Origin of the sequence: Algoriphagus locisalis (assembly GCF_900116615.1) — a bacterium.
Classification (GTDB): domain Bacteria; phylum Bacteroidota; class Bacteroidia; order Cytophagales; family Cyclobacteriaceae; genus Algoriphagus; species Algoriphagus locisalis.
Map to the genome: position 1 here is coordinate 66,557 of NZ_FPBF01000008.1, position 26,652 is coordinate 93,208.

The 26,652-nt window shown below is 41.7% G+C and carries 20 protein-coding genes; 4 read left to right on the forward strand and 16 right to left on the reverse strand.

From position 1 onward, the window contains the following. Positions 1 to 12 precede the first annotated feature (12 nt). The 9 genes from BM386_RS19475 to BM386_RS19515 all read right to left on the reverse strand — a co-directional run bounded on the left by BM386_RS19475 (position 13) and on the right by BM386_RS19515 (position 14,321). Positions 13 to 3,300: a SusC/RagA family TonB-linked outer membrane protein gene (locus tag BM386_RS19475; RefSeq protein ID WP_091697306.1), complete on the reverse strand. Its 3,288-nt coding sequence runs from the start codon at positions 3,298 to 3,300 to the stop codon at positions 13 to 15. A 363-nt stretch (positions 3,301 to 3,663) separates the two neighbouring features. Further along, a complete protein-coding gene (locus BM386_RS19480; RefSeq protein WP_244545571.1) occupies positions 3,664 to 5,577 on the reverse strand; it encodes a pectinesterase family protein in 1,914 nt (637 codons plus the stop codon). A 110-nt stretch (positions 5,578 to 5,687) separates the two neighbouring features. Next, positions 5,688 to 6,479 carry a rhamnogalacturonan acetylesterase gene (locus BM386_RS19485; RefSeq protein ID WP_091697308.1) on the reverse strand — a complete coding sequence of 264 codons (792 nt, stop codon included), beginning with the start codon at positions 6,477 to 6,479 and terminating at the stop codon, positions 5,688 to 5,690. A gap of 78 nt (positions 6,480 to 6,557) precedes the next feature. Beyond that, positions 6,558 to 7,316 (reverse strand): rhamnogalacturonan acetylesterase, encoded by a 759-nt coding sequence (locus BM386_RS19490; RefSeq protein ID WP_091697309.1) that lies wholly within the window; start codon positions 7,314 to 7,316, stop codon positions 6,558 to 6,560. A 1-nt stretch (position 7,317) separates the two neighbouring features. Next, a complete protein-coding gene (locus tag BM386_RS19495; RefSeq protein ID WP_244545572.1) occupies positions 7,318 to 8,991 on the reverse strand; it encodes a glycoside hydrolase family 28 protein in 1,674 nt (557 codons plus the stop codon). 212 nt (positions 8,992 to 9,203) lie between these two features. After that, positions 9,204 to 10,799 (reverse strand): glycoside hydrolase family 43 protein, encoded by a 1,596-nt coding sequence (locus tag BM386_RS19500; protein ID WP_425285316.1) that lies wholly within the window; start codon positions 10,797 to 10,799, stop codon positions 9,204 to 9,206. 41 nt (positions 10,800 to 10,840) lie between these two features. After that, on the reverse strand, positions 10,841 to 11,818 hold the full coding sequence (locus tag BM386_RS19505; protein ID WP_091697314.1) for a pectinesterase family protein: 978 nt from the start codon (positions 11,816 to 11,818) through the stop codon (positions 10,841 to 10,843). After that, on the reverse strand, positions 11,818 to 13,035 hold the full coding sequence (locus BM386_RS19510; protein ID WP_091697316.1) for a glycoside hydrolase family 88/105 protein: 1,218 nt from the start codon (positions 13,033 to 13,035) through the stop codon (positions 11,818 to 11,820). The genes BM386_RS19505 and BM386_RS19510 overlap by 1 nt, the downstream gene beginning before the upstream one ends. Before the next feature lie 41 nt (positions 13,036 to 13,076). Beyond that, positions 13,077 to 14,321 (reverse strand): DUF4861 domain-containing protein, encoded by a 1,245-nt coding sequence (locus tag BM386_RS19515; protein ID WP_244545573.1) that lies wholly within the window; start codon positions 14,319 to 14,321, stop codon positions 13,077 to 13,079. A gap of 325 nt (positions 14,322 to 14,646) precedes the next feature. Between BM386_RS19515 and kduI the strand changes: the two genes are divergently transcribed. The 4 genes from kduI to BM386_RS19535 are packed head-to-tail and all read left to right on the forward strand — an operon-like array spanning position 14,647 to position 18,784. After that, the gene (kduI, locus tag BM386_RS19520) at positions 14,647 to 15,486 is read left to right on the forward strand and encodes a 5-dehydro-4-deoxy-D-glucuronate isomerase (RefSeq protein ID WP_091697319.1); all 840 of its coding nucleotides are present in this window, start codon (positions 14,647 to 14,649) and stop codon (positions 15,484 to 15,486) included. A gap of 10 nt (positions 15,487 to 15,496) precedes the next feature. Further along, a complete protein-coding gene (locus BM386_RS19525; RefSeq protein ID WP_091697321.1) occupies positions 15,497 to 16,282 on the forward strand; it encodes a gluconate 5-dehydrogenase in 786 nt (261 codons plus the stop codon). Positions 16,283 to 16,322: 40 nt separating this feature from the next. Next, complete coding sequence (locus BM386_RS19530; RefSeq protein WP_091697323.1) at positions 16,323 to 17,357, forward strand: LacI family DNA-binding transcriptional regulator; 1,035 nt, start codon at positions 16,323 to 16,325, stop codon at positions 17,355 to 17,357. Between the two features lie 23 nt (positions 17,358 to 17,380). Next, positions 17,381 to 18,784, forward strand: coding sequence for a tagaturonate reductase (locus BM386_RS19535; RefSeq protein WP_091697325.1), 1,404 nt, complete (start codon positions 17,381 to 17,383; stop codon positions 18,782 to 18,784). A 100-nt stretch (positions 18,785 to 18,884) separates the two neighbouring features. Here BM386_RS19535 and BM386_RS19540 read toward each other — a convergent pair whose 3' ends face one another. From BM386_RS19540 to pheT, 7 genes are all read right to left on the reverse strand, one after another. Beyond that, complete coding sequence (locus BM386_RS19540; RefSeq protein WP_091697625.1) at positions 18,885 to 20,024, reverse strand: glycoside hydrolase family 43 protein; 1,140 nt, start codon at positions 20,022 to 20,024, stop codon at positions 18,885 to 18,887. Positions 20,025 to 20,182: 158 nt separating this feature from the next. Continuing rightward, positions 20,183 to 20,878 (reverse strand): FISUMP domain-containing protein, encoded by a 696-nt coding sequence (locus BM386_RS19545; protein ID WP_091697327.1) that lies wholly within the window; start codon positions 20,876 to 20,878, stop codon positions 20,183 to 20,185. Between the two features lie 141 nt (positions 20,879 to 21,019). Then, positions 21,020 to 21,745: a zinc-dependent peptidase gene (locus tag BM386_RS19550; protein WP_244545574.1), complete on the reverse strand. Its 726-nt coding sequence runs from the start codon at positions 21,743 to 21,745 to the stop codon at positions 21,020 to 21,022. A gap of 215 nt (positions 21,746 to 21,960) precedes the next feature. After that, complete coding sequence (rny, locus tag BM386_RS19555) at positions 21,961 to 23,526, reverse strand: ribonuclease Y (protein WP_091697330.1); 1,566 nt, start codon at positions 23,524 to 23,526, stop codon at positions 21,961 to 21,963. A 68-nt stretch (positions 23,527 to 23,594) separates the two neighbouring features. Further along, positions 23,595 to 23,879, reverse strand: a complete 285-nt coding sequence (locus BM386_RS19560; protein ID WP_091697331.1) for a cell division protein ZapA — start codon at positions 23,877 to 23,879, stop codon at positions 23,595 to 23,597. Between the two features lies 1 nt (position 23,880). After that, positions 23,881 to 24,165: a hypothetical protein gene (locus tag BM386_RS19565; protein ID WP_091697333.1), complete on the reverse strand. Its 285-nt coding sequence runs from the start codon at positions 24,163 to 24,165 to the stop codon at positions 23,881 to 23,883. Positions 24,166 to 24,167: 2 nt separating this feature from the next. After that, the gene (gene pheT, locus BM386_RS19570; RefSeq protein WP_091697335.1) at positions 24,168 to 26,579 is read right to left on the reverse strand and encodes a phenylalanine--tRNA ligase subunit beta; all 2,412 of its coding nucleotides are present in this window, start codon (positions 26,577 to 26,579) and stop codon (positions 24,168 to 24,170) included. Between the last annotated feature and the right edge of the window lie 73 nt (positions 26,580 to 26,652).

Below are 26,652 nucleotides of genomic sequence, written 5' to 3' on the forward strand. Positions count from 1 at the left end.
AATTCAGATCCATTAAAATGTAACATTTAAACCCACCGTGTAAGAACGGCTTCGTGGAAATGAGGAGTAGTCAACTCCCGGAGTCAAGGCAGCATACGTACTGCTGCGGCTGGTGCTTACCTCCGGATCATATCCAGAGTAGTCAGACCATAATTTCAAATTGCTACCCGTAGCGTAGATTCTGAACTGGGAAAGTCCAATCCTAGAAAGCAAATCACGTGGCAAGGAATACCCGAGAGTCAGGTTATTCAAGCGGATAAATGATCCATCTTCTACCGCCCAATCGGAAATCACAGCTCCGGCTATTCCGAAGCTACTGTGGGACCATATATTCTTGTCCGCATTCATCTCGCCCAATTGCCCTAGATCTGTCACAACTTCTCCTGGAGTTCCAGTGTATCCGCCATCCACATCTATATAAGTGAAGCGATTGTCAGAACTCATGGTAGTCAATAAGTTACCGTAAGTCACACGACGATACTGATTGTACTGGATTTTACCCGTGTTATAGACGTCATTTCCATACTGGTAATTGAAGAACGCCTGCATATCAAATCCTTTGAATCTAGCATTGATACCAAATCCACCTTGGTTCTTTGGAAGTGCGTTTCCAATTACTCTTCTGTCATTTGCATCGATCACACCATCTTCGTTAAGATCCTTGAGCTTCATATAGCCAGGCTTAATATTGGTATTACCTACCACAGCTCCAGAGCTAGGCACACCTTCCTGCAGGATATAATTCCCTGAAACCGCATCATACGATTGAAAATCATCTACACTATACATTCCGTCACTCACATAGCCATAGATGTCACCCAGCTTACCACCCACTCTCAAGTAATAGTCATTGATATTATTCAAATCAGTACTTGCCCAGTTGGACTGGAAGAATCGCTCATTTGTCCCGTCCAATTCTTCTATTCTGGCAATATTGACACCTGTGTTGAAATTTACAGAAAGTGAGAAGTCAGGCTTATCCAGTAGGTAAACATTGATTCCCAATTCAAATCCCTTATTGGAAGTACTTCCAATATTATCCCATTGAGAGCTGAAGCCAGTATTAGGCGGAATAGCAGATTGCAAAAGAAGGTCTCTGGTCGTATTGGAATAGAAATCCAGACTACCTTCGATTTTGGCCTGCATGAAAGCAAAGTCTAAACCTAGGTTTCTGTTGATGGTAGTTTCCCATACCAAATCAGGATTGTACAACACTGAGCTGCTTGGCGTGTAATACACATTGTCCACATTGCCAAATCCAGGGCCTCTGTTGGTAGATCCCTGAAATAGAAACTGCGTAGCAGTCGGATCGATACGATCATTTCCAGTCTCTCCATAAGAAACTCTCAATTTCAACTCATCTACGAAAGTAGAATTCTGAAGAAATCCTTCCTCAGACAATTTCCAACCCAATGCTACAGCAGGGAATACACCTACTCTATTTTCCTTGGCAAATTTGCTGGAAGCATCTGCTCTCACAGTACCCGTCAATAGCCATCTATTGTTGAATTGATAATTCACTCTCCCGAAAAGTGAGAACCTATTGGAGTTAGTCTCATTTCTCGTTTCCAAACGATCTACCCTACCGAAAGTCATATTTGCAAAAAGCTCTTCAGGTGTTATGGAAAGTCTGAAATCTTCAGACCTAATCATATTATAAGTTCCTCCTGAAGAGTAAATCTCCTGACCGAATAAGAAATCAAGTTGATGTTTTTCACCTAGACCATTCACTTTCCAGTTGATACTGTTCAGCCATCTGTAAGAGTTGCTTTGTCTATTGGTTTTCACACCAAGTGGTAAACTGCCGCCATTATTGAACGATTCACCTGTAAGCGGACCGTAGAATCTCAAATCCTCTCTGAAAGTTTGGGATCCGTTAAATGTGGTTTTGAAATCCAGTCCATCCAAAATATTCCAAGTCAGGCCTGCATTAAACACATAATCGTTATCTGTTCGCTTTCTCCAATCTTGCTCTGCAAGTTCCACTGGACTTACCAGACTGAGCAAAAAGGACTGGAAGTCGTCTTCCGAGTTCAACTGATTTAAATCAATTTCCAACTCATCCGCAATGCCATTTACAGGTCTGGTTTGCACTGCATCTTTGATATTAATCTGTGCGCTACCGGAAGTACCAGCTCCATCTACCACCGTACGAGTGATTCTCGCACCTGCATCAAATGTCAATCGCTCAGATAGTTTTTGATTCAACTTAAAGTTGATCACATTTCTATTGTAACCTGAATTGATCATGAGTCCCTCGTCCGTATTATTGGTCAAACTCAGCATGACCTTGGTCTTTTCAGTACCTCCAGAAAGGGAAATATTATTATACATGGACAATTGAGGATCACCGAACAATTCGTCTTGCCAATCTGTAGCTGGCTTTTGCTTGTACAGCTCCAAGTCGTCATAGACGCCATAGAACCTTTCAAATCTTCTTAGATCAGCCTCCGATCTCAATTTGGCATATTCATAATTTGCCATCACGTACTCGTAAGGATCCAGCACTTCGTATCTACGGTCCTTAGGAAGAGTTTTGAACTGGAAAAAGTTATTGTAGGAAACAGAAACTTTACCTGCCGTAGGAGTTTTTGTCGTTACCACGATTACACCATTTGAAGCTTGTGCCCCGTAGATGGCTGTAGCAGAAGCATCTTTCAATACAGAAATGCTCTCTATATCTGTAGGTGGAATATCACGGATGCTGCTTACAATAAATCCATCCACCACATACAGCGGCGCATTATCCTGCGTGATTGATCCTCCTCCACGCACTCTGATGACAATATCCGCATCAGGAGAACCATCTGTAGTAAGGACGTTCACACCAGGAAGACGTCCAGTGATGGCCTGAGCGGCACTTGCCACGGGAATTTTAGAAAGATCTTTGCCGGAAATAGAGGCTACAGAACCTGTCAAATCAGTCTTTTTGACCGTTCCATAACCAAAGCTCACAACTTCAACTGTTTCCAGCTGAGCCATGTCTTCTAGCAAGGTTACGTCGATCACTGATTGATTTCCTACTTCTATGTTTTGAGTTTCCATTCCGATAAAGGAGAAAACTAAAGTTTCGGAAGAAACTGCAGGGATGGAGTAGGTTCCATCAACCTCTGTCACGACACCTCGGGTTGTACCTTTTACGGTAACATAAGCGCCGGGGAGAGGCAGACCATCAGAACCAATTACAGTTCCGGTGATAGGTGAAGTCTGCGCAAAAGTCTGAAAACTCAGACTGCAAAGCAAACATAGTAGGAGAAGTAAATACCGGGACTTTTCCGATATGGGTAGAGTTTGTTTCATTTCATTGGCTTTTTTGGGTTGCAAAATCTCTTTTTATGGATAAAGAGCATCCGTCAACTCCATGCTAATTGACAGGTGATTTTTTCATTTTATATCAATTTTTTAGGATAGAAATATTTTAATAACTAATAGATCACAACTCAATACCTGACTAGAGTTGCGCAATCGATTGCATTTTACATATTAAAATTCAATGAGTCAACATATTCATGTAAATTTTATCAAAATCGAAATAATCATCTATTAGTAAGAGAAATTTCAGTATTTTAATTTGATAAAGCAGTGACTTACAAATAATAAAAGAGTCAATTGCGCAATCGGTTACACTTCCAATGAAAAATTATGGAATCGATTTTAATAAGACTAGCGTAATACTTTTTCTAAAAAATTAGCCATCGTTTTTACCGTTTCTTCAAACCAAGTATCATACAACCAAAAAGGATGAGGGGTTTCTGGAAAAGTATGGACTTCTGAATAGACTTTTTTCTGATCTAAAAGTTGAATTAACTCATCTCTCCCTGCATGAAATCTAGGATATTGGGAATTGATAAATAGCATGGGCTTGTATGTAGGATTCTTGAGATACAAGGGTGATGCTGCATCCCAGACTTCTGGCTTTTGATCGTATGTCCCACCGAACCACTCTGATGCTACTTGACCCTCTGCAGATTCCGGATGATGAAAAGCCAACACTCCGTCCATATCTATAATCGCCTTGACTTCCGATGAAGCTTCCAATTTAGTCAACCCTTCATATTCAAGTGTTTTAGTCATTCCTACCAAAGTCGCGATTTGTCCACCAGCCGAGCTTCCAGAAATAGCTATCTGAGAAGTATCGATCCCGAACTTATTAGCATGAACTTTCAGCCAACGAATCGCTTCCTTCACGTCGTGAATCGCTGCGGGATATTGCGCCTCTGGCGAAAGCCTATATTCTACTACAGTGGTCACATAGCCTCTTTCTGCCAAAGCAATTGCCATGGGAATCTGAAGCTTTTTGTCGCCAGACTTCCAACCTCCACCATGAACCATCACAATCGCAGGACGCAAGGACTCAGGTTGCGTAGGCGTGAAAACATCCAACTTCAACTCTCGATTTCCAAGAACTTTGTAAACATGTCCTTTACTTTCAGTCACTGAATCGCTGGGTTGAATGGCAACCGGCTTGATCTGGGGAAAATTCTTTACATCTTTTTTCCAAGCATCTTCCAAATTGTAAGAACCCTCCTTTTGGTATCCGTACCAGCGATTTCTATAAAAGTCCACAGTTTTGGTCTTGCCCGCGAAAACCTCATAAACATGATATTCTTTTGCTTGCTCAGCATTTAGTTGATGCGACCAGCCGACTCTTTCCTCTGCATTTGCTCCAGGCCCAAAGCTTCCCGACTCGGCATAGAAAACAGTTTTCTCAGCATTCTCCCTACTCCAATTATGCCAGCCTTCAGGGGCAATATGGGCTCCCATCTCTGTATTGATGAAAACCGTTTTAGCAAAATCTCTCCAAGGTCTTCCCAGATAAACTTTCTTCACCTCAGGATCAGCAGTAAGCTTACAGTCTTTAAAAACATAGCCATACTCCACCCATTCGGGCGTAGAAGCAGCTGTGATGTAGGAATCTGATTTGGAGTGGATCACGCAGTGGTCAAAAAGGGCAGTCGCAGATCCGAATATAAAATCCGTTGTGCCCTCGATATAGCAATTTCTAAAGAGTTGGCGGGAGTTTTCACCCGAGGCAAACATCGTATCCTGATTCCCAAGAAAGCGGCAGTTTTCGAAAACCAAACGATCACCTTCGGCATGTAGCGCTACTGCCTGTCCTACATTTCCGGCTGTATTTTCTATGGTCAGATTTTTAAAAGTCAATGAATTCCCCAGCACTTTCAGCGTATAGGTTTCAAAAGTTCCCATATTGTCTTTCGCTGCATAATCATCAAAAGTGATAATAGTATTTTCAGGATTTTCACCTTCGAAAGTCACATTTGTCACCGGGCCAAGAATAACCAGCTTCTCTTTATAAACTCCAGGCTTGATATAAACAGTGAGTGGCTCTGGTAAATAAACCCTTATCGCATCCAAGGCTTCACCTATCGTTTTGAAATGCCCCGAACCATCCTGAGCGACAACTATATCATGTTCTATTTTGCCTTTCAGCTTTTCAGAATCAAGGGGTTTGATTTCTACATTTGGCACCTGAGAAAAAGAATTACCAACTGCCAGAACCAATAATACCAGATGAAAAAATGCTGTTTTCATTATGCTCTTCATCATTTCTTCCATAACATCTGATTTTATCTTGGCTCTAAACTCTTGATTCTTGATACTTTCTTCATGGATCTTGGCTCTTGACTCTTGGCTCTTGACTCTATTGTCTTGACTCTATTGTCTTGCTACTTGATACTTCCAGCCAGCTCCTTCATCCCTTCCAGCACCAACTCAGCCACAGCTTTTGCTCCAGCAGGCTGGAAATGCGTATTGTCTTTTTGACCATCTGGATAGGCTTCATATAGACCCGGACCGAAATTCATAAAGTAATTTTCGGTCACATATTCCTGCCCTTTTTCAGAGAAAAAATCCATCGAACGCTGGTTCAAATCTATCATCAAAGCACCCAATTCCTCCGCAACTTCCTTTGCTGCTGCATCATATTCCCCATGCACATTTTCCAAATGCCCGTCTTTCCAAGGGTAATTTCTTGCTACCGGAGTCAATACTATCGGAGTCGCCCCTTTCTCACGGGTTTGAGTGACAAAAAGCCGAATGTATTCCTTGTATCCTTCCACAGTCACATAGCGCTCAGTCTTTTCAACAGCCGCATCATTGTGGCCAAATTGCATGATCACCAAATCACCCGCCTCGAGCTCTTTATAAACAGCCGACCATCGACCTTCTTCGAAAAACGTACGTGTACTTCTTCCTCCACGGGCTCTATCATCCACAATCATTGAGTCAGCTTCTACCAAACCTTGCAATGATTTGAGATTTTCTTTATTCATAAAAGGCTGAAAAACCTGTCCCCATCCCATCAGTGGATAACGGTCTTTCTGGTAATTCTCTCCTTCATAAAGCGAATAATCAGCCATAGTAGAATCACCAATGAGGTAGATTTTTTTGATATTTTCTTTTGGTGAAAAAGCTGAGGTAACAAGGATCGCTAGAAGTATTACTAAATATTTTTTCATGGTTTTTTTTGGTTGGTCCGCAGACGACGGTCAACAGTCCACTTTAGGGAACGGTGGTCCGTGGACTTTCGACTTATTTCAATCCTTTAGAAACTTCACCAATTCAGGCAGTTCCCTTCTCAATTCTTCCACTGCAAGATCACTTACTTTGAAAGCGCCCGTTGGAGAAAGATGGGTGTTGTCTTCTCTCCCTTCGGGAAATTGGGAATAATCGCCTGGACTATAATGAAGAAATAATTCCTTGGACTTTTCCACTCCAAACTGCTCCAGAACCTCAATGGTCTTCTTATGCAAATCAAAAAGTGGAACTTCCATTTCTGCCGCCACTTCCCTGACCACCTCAGAATACCTTCCGTGTGTATCCGTCAAAACTCCATTCTCACCAAAGCTCCTTCTGGAAATTGGCGTAGCTAAGACAGCCTTCCCTCCTTTTTCTCTCACTTCATTTACAAACCGAATCAAATTATCCCGATACGATGAATCCGCATAAGCATAACGATCGGCGGAATTGATTTTTTGATCATTGTGACCAAATTCGATGATCACATAATCCCCTTCACTCAGACGCTCCATCACTACATCCCAGCGCCCTTCAGCGCGAAAACTTTTGGTGCTTCTGCCATTCATTGCATGGTTTTCAAAGCGGATTCCTTCTTTGAAATATAATGGAAAAACCTGCCCCCAACCTTTTTCTGGATTGCTTCCAGCATAAGGTTTATCTGCCATGGTCGAGTCGCCAACTAGAAAAAAAGTGATATCATTTTCAACATTATCGTTTCCGAAAATCGCCGCATAAAAAAGAGAAAATGTTGAAAACAGAATCAATAATGTTCTCATGTTATTTCAGTTTTACAGCATTTCGTGACAATCCATTACCTTTTATAATTTGGTCAGGACTCTTAAAATCCGCTTGATCAAATTCCACATTTTCAGAATTACCAAGAACCCTTACCGCAGCTTTTCCATTCTCCTCAAACATAAATCCACTCACCTTCACTCCCTGGCTGTTATAGATCGTCAATGGCACTTCATCCGTTCCCAACACTCTTACATTGATCAATTCCAAGCCCGAAGCATCGATAGCAGTAATTCCTTTTTTCGCTTGTAAAACAGCATTTTCCAATCGCACATTTTCCAGTTTCATCTCTGGTAACCCCATAAAAAACGCTGCGATTTCTGAATCAGTCACTGTGATGTTTTTCATGCTGATATTTCTGAAAACAGGCGTTTCTTCAGTTACTGGCAGGAGGTTTTCCTGCCTTGCCTCATCTTCTGCACTTTGATCTTCTTCGATGACCGGACTATTCCCGGTATAAAACATATTAAAACCGATCGCCTCGGTAGGGATTCCTACCATATCAATGCCCGAAATCCAGATATTCTCCACTACTCCACCCCGGCCTCTTGTACTCTTGAAGCGAAGACCAATGTCAGTTCCGATAAATGTGCAGGCAGAAACGTGGATATTTCTCACCCCGCTGGACATTTCACTTCCCACAGTTACTCCACCGTGACCATGATAGACAACGTTATTCTTGATGATCACATTTTCCGTAGGAATGGCTCTATCTCTACCGTCTTTATCCTTTCCGGATTTGATGCAGATCGCATCATCTCCCACATCGAAAGTATTGTTATAGATCAATGCATTTTTGCAAGACTCCAAATCCAAACCATCTCCATTCTGTGAAAACCATGGGTTTCTCACATTCAGATTTCGTATGATCACATCTTCACTCATCAGCGGATGGATGTTCCAGGCTGGGGAGTTTTGGAAAGTCGGCCCATCCAATAAAACCACCTTACTTTCCCTGATGCTTACCATCACAGGGCGAAGGAAATCCTTCATTTTTTGCAATTCATTGCGGTCCGTAACATCCGGCACATTGAAACTGGAACTTGCTTTATAACCATCCAAAAAAGATTGGGAAGGAAACCAAGTTGTTCCCTCAACTATTCCGCCACTTTTTATCAGGTTTTTCCACTGCGATTCGGTCATTTTACCCTTCTTCACTGCTCTCCAAACTTCACCACTTCCATTGATAGTTCCTTTACCTGTAATAGCGATATTTTCTACTTGATAGGCATTGATTGGTGATAGGCAACGAACGGTGTTTAGCCCTTCGAAACTTGTCTCTACCAAAGGATAATCATCCTTGTCCCTGCTGAAAATTATAAGCGCTCCGTCTTCCAGGTGCAGATTCACATTGCTTAAAAGTGTAATTGGGCCAGTGTACCAAACTCCTCTTGGCACTAACACCTTTCCTCCACCAGCTTGATTGACCGCTTCGATGGCTGATTTAAAAGCCTCGGAATTTTTCGTCAGTCCATCTCCAACAGCTCCAAAATCTGTAATGCTTTTTTCAAAATCCGGAAAGCTCGCTTCCTTCACTTTTGGCATGTCGAATTCCACCCCATCATATATGGTTTCTAACGTTTGCTGCGCAAAAGCCGGAAGGCAAAGCACTGCAAGAAGCAAAGCAAAAACCGTTTTCATGTTAATTAGTCTCATATTTTGGGTATTCTTATTTTTTATTTTCTATCCTGTTTTCAAATTCTTACTTCTCTTTTGGAATTACTTCTCTCTAAAATATCTGCACCTGACATCAACCTCCGAGGTCCAAGAAAACCTCGCAAATCGTAATTCGCTAATCGTAAATCACTTCGTATTTCTTTTTTCGTGCTTTTAACTTCCTACTTCCTTACTTCCCACTTACTTACTTCCTACTTCTCAAACCTAAACCAATCCACATCGGCAAATCCGCTGTCATTGGTTTTGGTATTTCTGATTGCAAAAAGCCCAACTTTGGCTCCTATCCATTTGCCAGGAACTGCAGTAAAGGTCTCTTCTATTTCTTCAAACTTCTCTCCGTCTTCGGAGTAAGAAAAAGCACAAACTCCTCCTTTACTTACGCTTACCCGAAGTTGAATCGAATTGGTATCCAGTGTGGTTATTTCCTTCTTAACTTCTGGCTTGCCATTTTCCGCATCGATGTAGATGACATAGTTTAGAAAAATGCCATCTTCGGTACTTTCTAACGAGAGGTACGCATAACTCATCCCCATCACGATCAGCCCGACTTGCTCATTTTGCAGTTTGGGATTTGGGTAAAACTCCAGAGAAGTGGTCGTTGTAAATTCCTCTGCAGGAAATTTTTGCAAAAGCAAATTAGGAGCTTCCCAAAGGTTTTTGGCATCTTCTGGAAGTTGTGCGGTGAAGAGTCTCAACTTACTCTCAGCCGGATTGGCAAAAGCCCAAGTTGCCTCCGGATTTGCCTGCCATTGCCATTGCAAACCGATATCATCCCCATCAAATTCATCTGAATCCGCAGGAGTTGAGATCGCTTGTTTAGCATTGATAGTTGGCTTTTTATACTTCAAAACCGGTTGACCTGTACCATCTCCATCCGGATCTTCCCCCATAGTAGGCCAGTCATTTTCCCAGCTCATCGGCTGCAAATGAGTAATCCTTCCATAAGCTTCCACATCCTGAAAATGTACAAACCAATCCTCACCTGACTCAGTATCAATCCAAGCTCCTTGATGCGGACCATTGATAGGAGTATTACCTTTTGCCAAAGAAATATGCTCTTCATAAGGCCCATATGGACTTTTTGATCTCAAAATCAGTTGCCAACCTGTGGAAACTCCACCCGCTGGTGCAAAAATGTAATATAAGCCATTTCGCTTATAGAACTTCGTTCCTTCCACTGTAGGATGCGCATCGTGGCCATCGAATACCATTTTGCCAGCACCAGTAGTTTTGGTCCCTTCCCAGTTCATCGGCTTCACCACTAACACACTTTTGATACCCGCCCGGCTTCCCGCATAGGCATGGGATAAATAGGCTTTCCCATCTTCATCCCACAGTGGACAAGGATCGATTAATCCTTTCCCGGCTTCTACTAAAACAGGCTCGTCCCAATCACCCAGCGGATCCTTGGTTTTCACCATGTAAATCCCAAAATCCGGATCTCCCCAATAAATGTAAAACTCACCTTCGTGGTAGCGGATGGCAGGAGCCCAGACACCATTTCCATGCTGGGGGCTTGCAAAGTGATCAATCGGAACTTGCCTTTCCAAAGCATAATTCACCAACGTCCAATTCACCAAATCTTTGGAATGAAGAATAGGCAATCCAGGCACGGCATTGAAACTTGAGGCTGTCATGTAAAAATCCTCGCCCACGCGCACTACATCAGGATCTGAATAATCAGCATGCAAAATCGGGTTAATGTAAGTACCGTCACCTTGATCGGATACCCAGACGTTGGATACTTCATTTTGCTGCGCAAAAACGGAACTTGCAGTAGCGAGCAAAACGCAAAAGCTATAAACTATTTTTTTCACTAAATCTCTTGTTATTGATTACTTCTATTCTTGGGATTCCAGTCATCATCACCTGCAAGCACTGATTCAGCAGTGTATTTAGCCGCTTCTTCCTCAGTCAATTGATGTGACCATGACACTCGCTGGGAAGGGTTTGCTCCAGGGCCTCTAGATCCAAACTCGGCATAGAAAGCAGTTTTTTCTGCATTTGGTTTGCTCCAGTTATGCCAGCCTTCCGGTTTGATATGTGCTCCCATTTCCGTATTGATGAATACCGTCTGGGCATAATCACGCCATGGTCTTCCTAAGTAAGCCGATGCATTTTCGCCTTCACCAGTCAGTTTGCAATTGATGAAAACAAAACCGAATTCTGTTGCTTCCTCTGTGGATGCAGCGGTTACATAGCTTCCTCTTTTTTTGGAGAAAATCTCACAGTTCTCGAAAACTGCAGTGGACCAACCGAAAATAAAATCGACTGTCCCTTCTATGTAGCAATCCTTATAATACTGCCTGCTACGATCTCCATGAGGATAAAGCGTATCCTGAAAACCCAGAAACCTGCACTTTTCAAACATCACTTTATCACCATCGACACGTACAGCCACTGCCTGCCCAACAGGTCCTGAAGAATTCTCAAATGTGATGTTTTTCGCATAAAAGCCATCTCCGAAAACGAAGAAGCTGGTAGAACCAGTGGTTCCCATTTCTTCTCCAAATTTGTTTTTCTTCTGCGCAAAATCGTCGTGAGTCACCAAGGTAGTTTCAGCATCTTCTCCTATGAGAGAAATATTGGTTTTGGAAGCTGCTAGCACCAATTTCTCTTTGTAAACACCTGGCTTCAAGAAGATTATCGTTTCATTTTTCCGAAAATCCGGAACGGCATCAAACGCCTCCTGTATGGTCTGAAAATCTCCGGAACCGTCTTTGGCTACCACAAAGTCAAACTCCTGCGCTGAAACTAATCCGCTCAGGCAAAAGATTAAAACGTAAAGAATTGATTTGCTTTTCATTAGTCTTCCAGTTTCTCATATTGCAAAGAAGCCAAAATGAAAGGGCCAACACCTTTCGGGTCATTTACACGGATTTCCTCGCCCACATAGTATTCAAAAGATCCATCACGGTAAGGGTTTCCTCCTAAGCCAGCTACTCCACATACATTCGTCAAACTGACACTACCATCTGCATCTTCACGGACAAATTCAGCCAACATTCCTTCGTAAGCTTTCTTGCCAGCAGCTAGATCTTCCTGATCCAAATAGCCTTTTTCAGCCCCCTTCAAAAGGAAATAGGTAAACATTCCTGAGGCGGACGATTCCAGGTAATTGCCTTCGCGTGTGCCCTGATCGACGACTTGATACCAAACACCTTCTGGGGTTTGGTAGCGCTGGATTCCTTTGGCAAGTTTCTGGGCAATGGCAATGATATCATTTCTTTTTGGGTGATCCTGTGGAAGAAAATCCAGCACATCTACCAGCGCCATGGCAAACCAGCCTATGCTTCTTCCCCAATAATTCGTGGAAAGTCCTGTCTCAGGATCAGCCCATTTCTGTTCCTTGCTTTCGTCCCAGGCGTGATGAAAAAGTCCTGTCTCCTCACTATAGCCATACTTATCCATGACAATAATCTGATTTGCTACATCATCAAAAAGTGCCGGCTCGTCGAAAGTAGCCGCATATTGAGCCAAAAAAGGAGACCCCATGTAGATTCCGTCCAGCCACATCTGGTGAGGATAGACTTTTTTATGCCAAAAACCACCCTCTTTATTTCTTGGATGGTTACGCATCTGATCGCGTAACTCTTCAATGGCAAGTTTATATTTCTCTTCCCCTGATTCCTCATAAAGATTGATCAGGAACTTACCTCCATTCACTCTATCAATATTAAAATCAGACTTTTTATAAGTCAGAATATTTCCCGCACTGTCCACCATGAAATCCGCAAACTTCTTGGTGTAATCATAGAATCTTTGCTCGCCTTTTTGCTTCCAAACCAACTGCATGGAAGACATGATCAGGCCATGGGTATATTCCCATTTTGGTTTTTTGTTGAAATCTAGGGTCCAGCCTTCCGGGTTTCGAGCGATTTCGGAGTCTGCCATCCAGATGGAATAGTCTTTTTTGGGAGAGATTTCTACTTCTGCGCTTTCAGTAGATTTTTCGGCAGAGCAGCTAAGCAAAAGAGCACCTGAAAAGAGTGCTAATGAGGTGTATTTGAATAATTTAAGCATCGCTTATTTTGGGTTTACTTGTGACTTATATAAAGTAAATTTTACTTCACCAATATTTTGAGCGGATTCGAAAGCTTGACAATTTCCTCATCTAAATATTTTTTGAAATCCTCCTGAGAAGTGATTCCACCAGGCTCCTGCTCCCAAGCGGCTAGAAAATAATAGCTCATTTTCTTATCACTTGAATCAAAAACCAGAACATGGGAAAGCTCATCTTCAGTGATTTCTTTTAGTTTACCTACTGGATAAATCACCGCAATACCCAGGTTATCTCCTGCCAAACTTTGTGGACCGTAGGTGGCGATGTAGCCATAATCCAAGTCCGTATCACTGACTAGTAATTCCCCTTTAGGGTCCTTAATCAAACCCGTTGCGAAATTTTCAATTGTATTCGTGGACTCCAAATCCATTCTGGAAAGGCTGGTTCCTGAGTGAATTGAGATATTAGCTAAAATATCCGTTTTGCCAGATGGCAAATCCCAGCCATAATACTTGGTCATGACGGAGGAGTAAACCGGACCGTTGGTACTAATCTCAGCATATAAACTATCGGTCACATCCACTCTTCTAGCTTTTCCATCTTCCCAAGTGGCGATACTTCCGAGTCCCAAGGTCTTACCCACCTTTAGCACATCCATACCCCAATCGGCAGGCTCATGATAGGAATCAAAACCATCTTGACCCACATCTTGCAAGACTGGATTTTTCACCTTTTTCCCAAAAACGTCAATGCCATTTCTCCAATCCAGATAAAAACGATATCCTACCAGATCAGACTCCCACCCTGGCCCTTCGTATCGAATAAACCAAGAATGATCGGTGTGCTCAGCTGGAACATGCAGTGAATCTACATTCTCAAAATGCCCGCCTATATATTCACGGTCTTTGAATTCTCCCCCGAACTTATGAGACAGTTCTGCTTGAGTAAGTTTTGGGTAATTAGGAGCGGAAAGATCAGGTGAAGCCTGCACTTCTATATCAAGCTTTTGATTTGCCCCAATGGTAGGCAGGACGAAAACCAGTCCTTTATCGGTACCTTTTTTATTTAACTGTGAAGAAATCTCTTCCTCCCCCAAAAATACCCGAAAGCTCATATCTTGCTTCGAGTCAAATTTCTCTTCTAAATCTTCAAGGCTGATAACGACCATCTCACTGCTTCTCTCTAAAGACAGGGTATTCTCCACAGAAAATCGAAAAGATTCAGGTGAATCCTCCGAGTTTTCATTTTTCTTCTCTTGTGTACAACTTAATGCAACAACTAGTACAAAACCATGAATTAGATACAAAAACAGTGGTTTCGACTTACTGGATATTTTGGGCTGTATTATCATTAGTAGTCTTAAAATCAATAAAATACATAATTAAACAACTTGGTATTATGAATTCAAAAGCTTACTCATCCTTGCCGTTTGAGCAATCGATTGCATATTAAAAATAAATTAAATAAAAAAAAATTTTTAAGGGGTATTATTCTTCTTTTTAAACATTAAAAGGCTATTTACATTCTAGATACAAAATACTAGTTCGCCAAAACAAAATAAACGATTGAGACTATCGGTATTTGATTTTCAAAATTAATACTATATTGCGCAAACGATTACATAGACCCTTATGAGTATATCTATTCAAACCCGGTATTCATCACACCCGGAAGACTTCAGTATGTATGCGACCCAAGAGATTCGCGAAAAATTTTTACTAGAAGAAATTTTCATCCCCAACCAAATCACAGGAGTGTACACAATGGAAGATCGGCTGATCGTAGGCGGCATCCATCCTGTAGATCAACCCGTCCATCTGGAAACGATCGATCAACTGAAAGCTCCATATTTCTTGGAACGTCGTGAGATCGGTATCATAAACGTAGGTGATCAATGCACCATTGAGGTGGATGGAGAATCAATTAGTCTTGGTCGTAAAGAAGCGCTTTACATAGGCAAAGGCATTCAAAAGGTCATCTTTCACCCTGCTGCTGAAGGCAAGGCATTATTATATTTCAATTCTGCACCTGCCCACAGCTCCTACCCGACGCGAAAAATCACACAAGAAGATGCTGAAGTGGTCACACTAGGGTCTTTGGAAAACTCCAATCATAGGACCATCTATAAACTCTTGGTAAATTCTGTAGTGAAGACCTGCCAATTGCAAATGGGAATGACAGAGTTGAAGCCAGGCTCTGTATGGAATACTATGCCTGCGCACGTGCACGACCGCAGAATGGAGGCTTATTTCTATTTCGATCTAAAAGAAGAAAATGTAGTTTCACATTATATTGGCGCTCCAGATGAGACTAGACATATTTGGATGAAAAATCATCAAGCGGTGATCTCTCCAGTTTGGTCTATCCACAGCGGAGCAGGCACCTCCAATTATACTTTTATCTGGGGAATGGCAGGTGAAAACATGGACTATGGAGACATGGATATGGTAAAGCCAGCCGAATTACGATAACACAATAATCATGAAACCAAATTTTGAACTAAAAGGCAAAATTGCTCTCGTCACTGGAGCAACTCACGGACTTGGTATGGCTATGGCGAAAGCTTTGGCTCATCAAGGCGCTACCTTGGTCATTAACGGCCATACACCTTCCAAGATGGAGGCTGCCATTGAAGCATATGCCGCTGAAAATATAGTAGCTCATCCGTATTTATTTGATGTAAGTGACTCAAAAGCTGTTAATACAGCCATCTCTAAAATAGAGGCAGAAATCGGTGATATAGACATTTTGGTGAATAACGCAGGCATGATCCAGCGGACACCGGCATTAGAAATGGAGCCAGAAGACTTCCGTAAAGTAATAGACATAGACCTTGTCTCTCCCTTTATTGTATCGCAGCGAGTAGCCAAGACCATGGTAAAAAATGGGAGTGGGAAAATCATCAACATTTGCTCCATGATGAGCGAGCTCGGCCGTAACACGGTAAGTGCCTATGCAGCTGCAAAGGGTGGTTTGAAAATGCTGACTAGAAACCTGGCCACTGAATGGGCGAAATATAACATTCAGGTGAATGGTATCGGTCCAGGCTATTTTGCTACCGAACAAACCGCTCCGATCAGGGTGGATGGACATCCTTTTAACGACTTTATTGTCAACAGAACTCCTGCGGGAAGATGGGGAGACCCAGACGACCTTGGAGGAACTGTAGTTTTCCTTGCCAGTCCAGCTAGTAACTTCATCAACGGACAAATCATTTATGTAGATGGTGGTATATTGGCCACAATAGGAAAGCCAATCGGAGAATAGTTATTTTAGCTTTTGAACCAGTAAACCCAACCTAGAGGCAATGAAAAACGGTAAAGCCACCATTCATGATATCGCTGAAAAGCTACAGGTAACAGCTTCGACTGTTTCAAGAGCATTGAATAACAACCCAAGGATCTCGGACGCCACAAAGAAAAAAGTATTAAAGGCGGCCAAAGAACTCAATTACCAGCCTAATAACATTGCTTCAGCACTCAGAAGTGGGAAAAGCAGACTGATCGGAGTAGTGGTTCCTACTGCAAATCGAAACTTCTTTTCTTCTGTAATCCGTGGGATAGAGGAAATCGCAAATTCCTTTAACTATAAGGTGGTGATTTCTCAGTCATATGATGACTATGAGAAAGAAATGCAGACGATTGAAGCGCTGCTGAATGTACAGGTGGATGGAGTAATTGCTTCAATCGGCAAAACCACCGAGAATGTAGATCACTTTAAGAAAATCCTCAAGAAAGGAATTCCTCTAGTTTTATTCGATCGAGTTACAAATGAACTTGATGTAAGTCAGGTGGTAATCGATGATTATTTTGGGGCTTTCCAAGCCACGGAGCACTTGATCAAAGAGGGCTGTAAACGCATCGTTCATTTTACGAGTTCTCAAAATATCAATATCTATAAGGAGCGTAAAAGAGGCTATGAAGATGCCTTGTTGAAGCATGGAATTGCTGTTGACCCAGAATTGATCAGATTCAGTAAGCTGCAGCTAGAAGATGGACGTGCCACTATGCAGGAGGTGATCGATGAGAAAACCTCCTTTGACGCAGTATTTTCTGCTTCAGATTATTCCATCATGGGTGCCATGCAGGTCTTGAAGGAAAATGGCTATAAACTTCCACAAGATGTGAAATTGGTTGGATTTGGAGACGAACCGTTTACTTCTTTCACCGAACCAACGCTTACAACCGTGAATCAAAAAAGTATTCCAATGGGGAATATCACTGCAGAAACCTTTTTTGAAATCCTAAATCAAAAGGATCAAACCAATATAATCTCCAAGAAAACTATCCTGAAACCAGAGCTGATCATTCGCAATTCTTCACTCAACCAAGAAAACATATAAGCTCTCCGACCTTTTACCATACTATGAAACCTCTTAGTCGATCTGCAATAACAACCACACCACGCCCAGTTAAAATCCTTCAATTCGGAAATGGAAATTTCCTAAGAGGTTTTACTGATTGGATGACTGAAAAATCAAACGAAGCCAATGTGTTTGATGGGGATATTCACATCGTACAAGTTCACAGCAAGTCTGGCAACAATCCTATGAAAGACCAAGACTGTCTTTTCCATGTGATAGAGCAAGGGTTGAAAAAAGGAGAATTGGTTCAGGAATCGAAGCTTGTCACCTGCGTAGCAGGAATTACGAATGTTTTTGAAGAATATGAAGAATACCTAAAACTGGGAGAAAATCCGGATTTAAGATTTGTCGTTTCAAATACCACAGAAGCCGGAATTGTTTTTGATCAGACAGATCACTCAGCAGACAGCATATCCAAAACTTTCCCTGGAAAGCTAACTGCATTACTCTATCACAGGTTTAAAACATTCAAAGGTGATGCTTCAAAAGGACTGATTTTTCTTCCCTGCGAATTGATTGAAGGCAATGGTGATGCCCTAAAAGAATGCATACAGAAATACATTTCCTTCTGGAAGTTACCGGCAGAGTTTTCTGAATGGATTGATTGGAAAAATATTTTCTGTAACACCTTAGTAGATAGAATTGTCCCTGGATTCCCTAAAGGATCCATAGATGAGATTCAGGAGAAACTAGGTTACAAAGATGAGATGGCTGTGATGGTGGAGCCTTATCATTTCTGGGCTATCGAAGAAGTTGCGACTGTTAAGGAAGAATTCCCGCTGGATAAAGCTGGACTCAATGTGAAATTCGTGGATAATCTTGCTCCTTTTCGCACGCAAAAGGTAAGAATTCTAAATGGTGGCCATACTTCCATGGTGCCTTATGCTTATCTAAAAGGATTGAGAACTGTAAGGGAATCTGTTGAAAATCCGGAAATCGGAGCTTTTTTGAAAGAAGCGATTTACGAGGAAATCATCCCTACACTTGATATGCCTCAAGAGGAATTGGAACAATTTGCAAATGATGTGTTAGAGCGATTCGCTAATCCATTTATCGTGCATGAATTAAAGTCCATCGCACTGAACAGTATTTCCAAATTCAAAGTGCGGGTACTACCTTCTTTACTCGCTTATTATGAGTTGAAAAAGGTGTGGCCAGAAAAATTAACCCTTTCATTTGCTGCTCTTCTGGTGTTTTACAAAGGAAATTACAACGGGGTAGAAACTCCGGTAAACGACAATCCTACGCTAATGGCTGAATTCAAGTCAGCTTGGAAACTTGATTCTACTATGGAAACTGTAGAGAAATTACTGAGTGAGAGATCTTACTGGGGTGAGGACTTAAGAGGCCATGAGGGACTGGTAGAAGCTGTATCAGGAGCTGTAGACCAACTTCTACAAGCTTAGCATCCTCTAAATTTAGGGCTGTCAGATTTAAGGCTCTATTTATATTAAGAGGAAAGGGAAAGCACTAGTTATGCTTTCCTTTTCTTTTTAGTGGCAGTTCTTATAATGGCATATCCTGTGGTGTAGTCGTCGGCCCATGGACTACCAAAGTACCGTCAGATTTGATTTCCATTTTATCCAGAAACACTACGCGCTCCTGTCCGGATTCTTTGGTACGACCATGATAAACACAATACATGTCTCCATTATCCATGAAAACAATGTTATTGTGACCAGTGCCAGTCACCTGCCCGCCTTTGTGCGTGTTGAGTTCCAAAACAGGATTATTCGCCGCTTTGGTAAATGGACCTAGTGGACTCTTGGAAGTAGCGTAACCAACCGCATAATTTTCACCAGCATAATAGTTGCTGGAATACATCATGTAATAGATATCCTCATGTTTGAAGATCACAGATCCTTCTGTCCATCTTCTATTGATTTCCTGCTTGGTGACTGATCTGCTTTCCCACTCAGCTTGTGCATCATCCATTTTCAAAGGAGGACGCAGGCATAATACAGGCTCGCCGATTACTCCCGAGAAATCAGGCTTCAGCTCCACTCCATACACCCAGCTTTCTTCTATTTCATCATACCAGCCTTTTTCTTTGGCCCAATCTGCCACTTCACTTTCCACAGGATGCTTGTAGCATGCCCGTGAATAATAGAGGTAATATTTCCCATTTTCCCAATAGACATTCGCATCAATAATTGGATAGCCAGGATCAAAAACAGGCTTGTCATACATTTCAGTAAAAGGTCCAGTCGGACTATCAGATTCTGCCACTCCAATCATGAAATTTTCCTCTTCGATTGTTGGATTGACTTTCCACTGGGCACTGAAAAACATGTAATATTTTCCCTCAATTTTATAGACTTCCGGCGCCCAGAAGAATTTACTTGCCCAGCTTTCTTCCGTGTTGCCCTGATAGACTTGCCCTTCAAATTCCCAATTAGTTAGATTTTTGGAAGAATAAGCAGCAAAACCATCTTTTGCTCCACCACCTGTTCCGTACATGTAATACTTTCCTTCACCATCATTCAATATAAATGGATCGCCAAATGCAACATCCAAAGGGTTGGAATACGATTCTTGAACAGATGTATCAGATGATATCTCTTGCTTATTTTCTTTGGTACCACAGGACACTAAACCAATCAAAAAAAGTAATATAACTCCAATATAATTAAGTGAAATTTTCATGACTTGATACATTTTTCTCTTTCTAAACTGCCAAAGTACATTCTTTTGGTAAAAATGGATTGTTATTAGGTAAGAAAGCAGATAAAAAGCTCAAAATAGAATTTATTTTACCAAAGGGTGCTTGACTAAATTTCAAAAAAAACCCAATTATTTTCATATCAGTTTTTCAGACACCTACAAGAAACGCCAGTATTTTTCGCATTATCAACCGCACCAAAACCTTCTCCCGAAGCAGAAAGTATGTACAGCCATGCACTATTGGAGTTTATTTCAGAACTACTCCAATAATATGTATACCTTCCAACCGATTGTGAGAAATTCCCAACAGCATCTCTCCATTCGACTGGATATGCAGAAAACCCACTTGAATTAGTAGCACCTTTATTTGGTAGATTCCATTTTGTTGTAGCTTTCATATTTCCACCAGCTATTTCCTTTCCACCAAGGGCAACTAAAAGTTTGTCCCAATCTGCATTTGATGGTATCTTCCATCCATCTGGACACAACGGCTGGGGATCTGAGATTGCAAACCAATTATATATATAGCCATATACAGCAACAGAATCCTTTTGCAAATTTAATTGGCTAAATGTCCCTCTTTCTTGAGCCCAACTTTGATACCATGCATCTAGGTCTTCACCATTAAATAAGTTTAGATTATACCTGAGATTCTCAGCAAACCAAGTCTGATCAGCGATAGTGATAATTTTATATTGATTCCCATCTCTTTCATCAACCATAAAACTATATTCTGGCAAAGGAATTTCCAGGTCGGGCTGTGGCTCATTTTCTTCCATTGGACATCCTAAAAGCCCGACTAAAGAAAAGATTAGAAAATAAATTGCTTTTTTCATGACTGAGATTGCCGTTTAATAAAACAAAATACAACTTTAATTGAAGAATTTCTATAATAAAAAGGAAACTTAGATTTCGGTAGGTAATGGAAAGAATTCCTCTTACTTCCTAAAAATCAAATAATTCAGTTTAAAAGAGTATCAAGACCTAGTCCCAATCCAAACCCTAGGATCCTGTCGCATTAATCTCACTAATGTTCCATACAGTTCAGGATTATACTCAAAAAACTCGTGGGGTTTTTCAAAGAAAGTCTCCAATCCTACCGCAAAAAACTCATCATGATCTATTCCACCATTTGACCTGAAAACGGTTTGGTCTCCAGCTTTAATCTTTTGGATTTCTTCACTGGCAAGCACTTGAAAAGATCGATAAACCTCGGGGTTGAAGAATTCGCATTCGTCGTTGTAGTAAATCTGATTTTCTAGTTTAAGGGCATGAGCTACTTCATGGATCCCGAGATTCACTCCATCCTTCTGGTTTTCCATTCCATTCAAAAAACAATTCCAGGACATCACTATAATCCCATACCTTGGATTCACTTCACCACGATGATACTGTCTGGAAATTGTACTGTAGTACGTATCTGGGTAGATTAGAATCTTACTAAAATGAGGCAGACGAAGATCTTTCCAACCGAAGGTAACCATCACCATAGTTGCTCCAATCAGGATTTTCATTTCGGGACTGACAATTCTCAAACCTCCTCTTCCAATGAAAGATTTGGTGGTAAGAATCACTGCAAGTTTCTCTCTGAATTCCTTTTTATGCTTTTCTGAAAGTCTGGCATAGTACGGGAATTGTTGCTCAAGTATCTGAATCTCCAGCTTTGTCAAGCGAACCCTCCCAAACAATATCCGAAGTTCCATGATCAAACTTGCAAGACTGTTCATCCTATATAAAGGCATCATAAGCTTAAAATAAAAATGGCAGAAACCCGAAGATATCTGCCATTTACCTAGTAATCAAGTTAATATTTTATGGAGATCCGCTTTTCTGCCAGCAAAACAAAAGCAACATAGTGTTCGGAAAGAGTAGCTTCAAGGCCACCTCGGTCTTCCTTCTGCTGTCTTATAGCCTCTATTTATCTCGCGTAATTTACAGATCTCATTTCTCTGATTACTGTGATTTTGATCTGTCCAGGATATTGCATTTCTTTTTCTATTTTCTGAGAAATATCAAAAGAAAGCTTACCTGCAGTAGAATCATCTACATTGTCAGCATCTACCAAAACCCGAAGTTCACGACCTGCCTGCATGGCAAAGCATTTGTTAACCCCGTCAAAGCTCAAAGCGAGCTCCTCAAGGTCTTTCAGACGTTTGATGTAACTATCCATCACTTCGCGTCTTGCGCCTGGTCTAGCGCCTGAAATCGCATCAGAAGCCTGAACAATTGGAGAGATCATCGAAGTCATCTCAATTTCATCGTGGTGAGCTCCGATTGCATTGCAGATTTCTGGATGTTCTTTGTATCGCTTCGCAAGCTCCATTCCCAATACTGCGTGTGGTAGCTCCTGCTCTTCATGCCACACTTTCCCTATATCGTGAAGCAAACCTGCACGCTTGGCCATCTTGGCATTTAGACCCATTTCTGCTGCCATGGTAGCACAAAGCTTGGCCACTTCTCTGGAGTGCTGAAGGAGGTTTTGACCATAAGAAGATCTGTATCTCATACGTCCTACCATTCTGATCAATTCAGGATGAAGACCGTGAATCCCTAGATCTATACAAGTTCTCTCGCCGATTTCGACGATTTCTTCTTCTATATTCTTTTCCGTCTTAGCTACTACTTCTTCGATTCTAGCTGGGTGAATACGTCCATCCTGCACCAATCGGTGAAGCGAAAGTCTCGCCACTTCTCTTCTTACCGGATCAAAACCGGAAATAATGATTGCCTCTGGCGTATCATCTACGACAATCTCCACTCCTGTAGCTGCTTCCAGCGCACGGATGTTTCTACCTTCTCTACCGATGATTTTACCTTTGATATCATCACTCTCGATGTTGAATACTGAGACGCAGTTTTCCACTGCATGCTCAGTCGCTGTACGCTGGATGGTATCCAACACGATCTTTTTCGCCTGCTTTGTGGCAGTAAGTTTGGCTTCGTCAAGGATATCTTTGATCTGAGAAGATGCTCTGGAATTGGCTTCTTCAGTAAGCATGTTTACCAACTGATCGCGTGCTTCTTCCCGAGTCAGATTAGCAACTTTTTCAAGATCAGCGATACGCTGATTAGTCACCCGGTCAAGCTCTTCTTTTTTGACTTTTAAGGAATGAAGCTGGGCATTAAGATTCTCGGATTTGCTATCCAGTTCTGCTTCTTTTCGCTTCACCTGCTCCAGTTCTTTAGAAACCTGCTGCTCTCTTTGCTTTACTTTATTCTCATTGGTGATGATAATATTCTTCTTATTACTCATCTCCTCATCAAACTCAGATTTCAGCTTGAGGTACTTTTCCTTTGCTTCCAGAATCCTGTCTTTCTTGATAGACTCTGCGTTGATTTCTGCTTCACGAAGCATGGATTTTACTTTCTCGCGAGTTTCTTCCTCCAGTTTTGCGTTTTTGTTTTTTATCAATGCGCCAGCAATAGCGGCTCCTGCACCAGTCCCAACAAGGGCTGCGAGGATGATATATAATATGTCTCCCATAGGTATTTTGGATATAAATTAAACCCGGGGGAATCTGAAAAATCTCCTGATATTTGTGTTATAAATAATTATAACGCCTTAGCTAACAAAGCGTTGATATGAGAAATACTGGATTTAATATGCTCGGAATCCTCCGAATTAACCTGACTGGTTTCTAATGATTCCACCATGCAATCAAAGGCTACCATAGCCAGCAAATCCTGGTTGTCGTCCAGTCCGTACTCCTCTTTATACTTTTTTAATTTTTCATTAATCAGCTTGCCAGCATGACGGATTTTGGACTCGTCCTCGATCTTTACGCGCATGGGATATTCTCTATCCCCTATTTTTAATCTGATGGCAAGTGTCTCCATATCACTCAGATAAGTAGGTGATTAAATGATCGATTTCTTGTATATAATTATTGATTAGGTCACTCATTTCAGTTGACTGTTCCGGATTCACCGGTTGGTTGTCCACAATGTTACTAATTTTAATTTTATTTTTAAAATGTTCGATTTCCTGCTCTTTTTTATCCAAAGCACTACTTACTTCGGATAATTTTTGCTTCAATTGCTGGTTCTCCTCACTTATCTCCAGCAATTTGCTACTCGCCTGTAGCGCTAGTTTCTCTAATTTTTGCAGTTCCTCTTGAATCATTTCTATGTTCTTATCAAAGCACCTACCTCTTTCTCAAAGGCTTGAATCAATTTACTCATAGTTTTGTCAATTACCTTATCGGTCAACGTATTTTCCTGATCTTGTAAGTGAAAACTTAATGCATAGGCCTTTTTACTTGCATCAATCTTGTCTCCCTGATACACATCAAAGACACCAATTCTTTTCAATAATTTTCCACCAAACTTCGTAGCCACTGATTTCACCTGATCATAACTGACCGTTTTGTCAATCACCAAAGACAAATCCCTACGAACCTCAGGGAATTTAGAGATCTCCTCAAACTTCTTCAAACCAGCAGCTTTTTTGCAAAGCAAATCCCAGTTCAAATCAGCGTACCAAACTTCCTGTCTCACTTCAGCCTGTTTCAAAATCTTATCATCAAGCAAGCCAATTGTAGCCAATTCCTTCTGACCAAGCATGATTTTCAGGCCATAAGCGAAAGGAGCAGTCTCAACCATAGTAAGGTCTCCAGCCTGCACATTTAGCTTCTCCAGAATGCTTTCCACGGTGGAGTAAATGTCTGGAAATGCAAAACTCTTGCTCGGCTCCAACCAGCTTTCAGCAGTCTTTTTCCCGGTAAGGAAAAGTGACAACCTTCTGCTCTCTGCATATCCTTCTTCAGTCTTATGATAAACGGTACCAAACTCGAAGTATTTCAAATCAGTCTGACGACGGTTTATATTTCTAGCCAACACTTCCAAGCCTGAGTACAGCAAACTCTGACGCATCACGTCCAAGTCTTCGCTTAGCTTGTTGTAAATAACTACGCTGTCTTTTGGATCCAAGAAGCCAGACTTCTCGGCATAAGTGGACTTAGTCAAGCTATTGGTGATCATCTCGTAGTAGCCCTGACCTGTCAATATCTCAGTAAGGCGATATTGTAACTTGTTCAGATCTTTCACAGGATGCTCAGCGAGGTAGTCGGTTCTGAGGTTTTCGGAAAGGGCCACATTGTGGAAACCGTAAATTCTCAAAATCTCCTCGATAATATCCGCTTCACGGGTAACGTCAACACGGTAAGGCTTGGCTGTAGCTGTGAAACCTTCTGCGGTTTCATTTTCTACTTTGATCTCCAGACTTTCCAAAATCGACTTCACCTGAGCAGGCTCGATTTTCTTTCCAATCAGGCGATTGATATGCCCGTAATTAACATCGATCACGAAATCCTGGATTGGCTCAGGATAAATATCAATTAACTCAGAGCTCACCTTTCCACCGGCGATTTCCTGCAAAAGTTTCACCGCCATTTTCAGCGCATAAACTGGCATATTTGGATCTGTCCCCCTTTCGAATCGGAAAGAAGCATCTGTTTTCAAGCCATGAAACTGACTTCCTTTCCTGACGATGTCCGGAGAAAAATAAGCCGACTCCAGGAAAATAGAAGTAGTGCTATCAGATACACCAGAGTCCTCGCCACCAAAAACCCCAGCGATACACAGCCCGCCTTTTGGATCTTTGATCATCAGTTCCTCACCGGAAAGCATGCGTTTCTTTTCGTCCAAAGTCACAAACTCTGTATCCTTTGGAAGCTTGCCTACGATGATTTTTCCTTCGGAAATTTTAGCCGTGTCAAAGGCGTGGAGCGGCTGACCCAAATCATGTAAAATGAAATTGGTAATATCCACTACGTTATTGATAGGCTCCAAATCCAGAGCTTTCAGGAAATTCTGAAGCCAAGCGGGAGATGGCCCAACTTTCAAATCTGTGATCACTACACCTGCATAGCGCGGGCAATCAGCAGTGTTTTCTACTTCTACCTGAATAGCAGGGCCAGCAGCCTCTAGGTTCAATTCAGGTGCCATATCGATCACTAAATCTTTTCCCAAAAGTGCCTTCAAATCACGCGCAACTCCCAAGTGTGAAGCCGCATCTGCACGATTTGGTGTCAAACCGATTTCCAAAACCTGATCCTGACCTATCTCAATGTATTCAGAAGCAGGAGTACCATTCGGCAAGTCCGTGTCTAGGACCATAATTCCTGCGTGGCTGGAACCAAGTCCAAGTTCGTCCTCAGCACAGATCATTCCTTCGGAAACCTCGCCTCTGATCTTTGCTTTTTTGATCTGAAAGGAATCTCCTTCAGAAGGATAAAGCGTAGCTCCCACAGTGGCAACCAGTACTTTTTGGCCTTTGGCAACATTTGGCGCTCCGCAAACAATCGGAGAGATCCCAGTTCCTATATCCACGGTGGTAATGCTTAGCTTATCAGCATTGGGATGCTTTTCGCAGGTCAATACCTCTCCTATCACGATGCCTTCAAGACCTCCTTTTACGGAGACGAATTCTTCAAGACCTTCCACTTCCAAGCCGGATTGGGTCAGCAATGCCCCGATTTCCTCCGCAGATTCGGTGTGAGGGATATATTTTTTTAATCGATTAATAGAAATCTTCATCAGTAAAACTAAATAGTGCAAATCAAAATTGATCTGCGTGATAAACAAAAGGGGTTCGAAAACCCCATTTTAT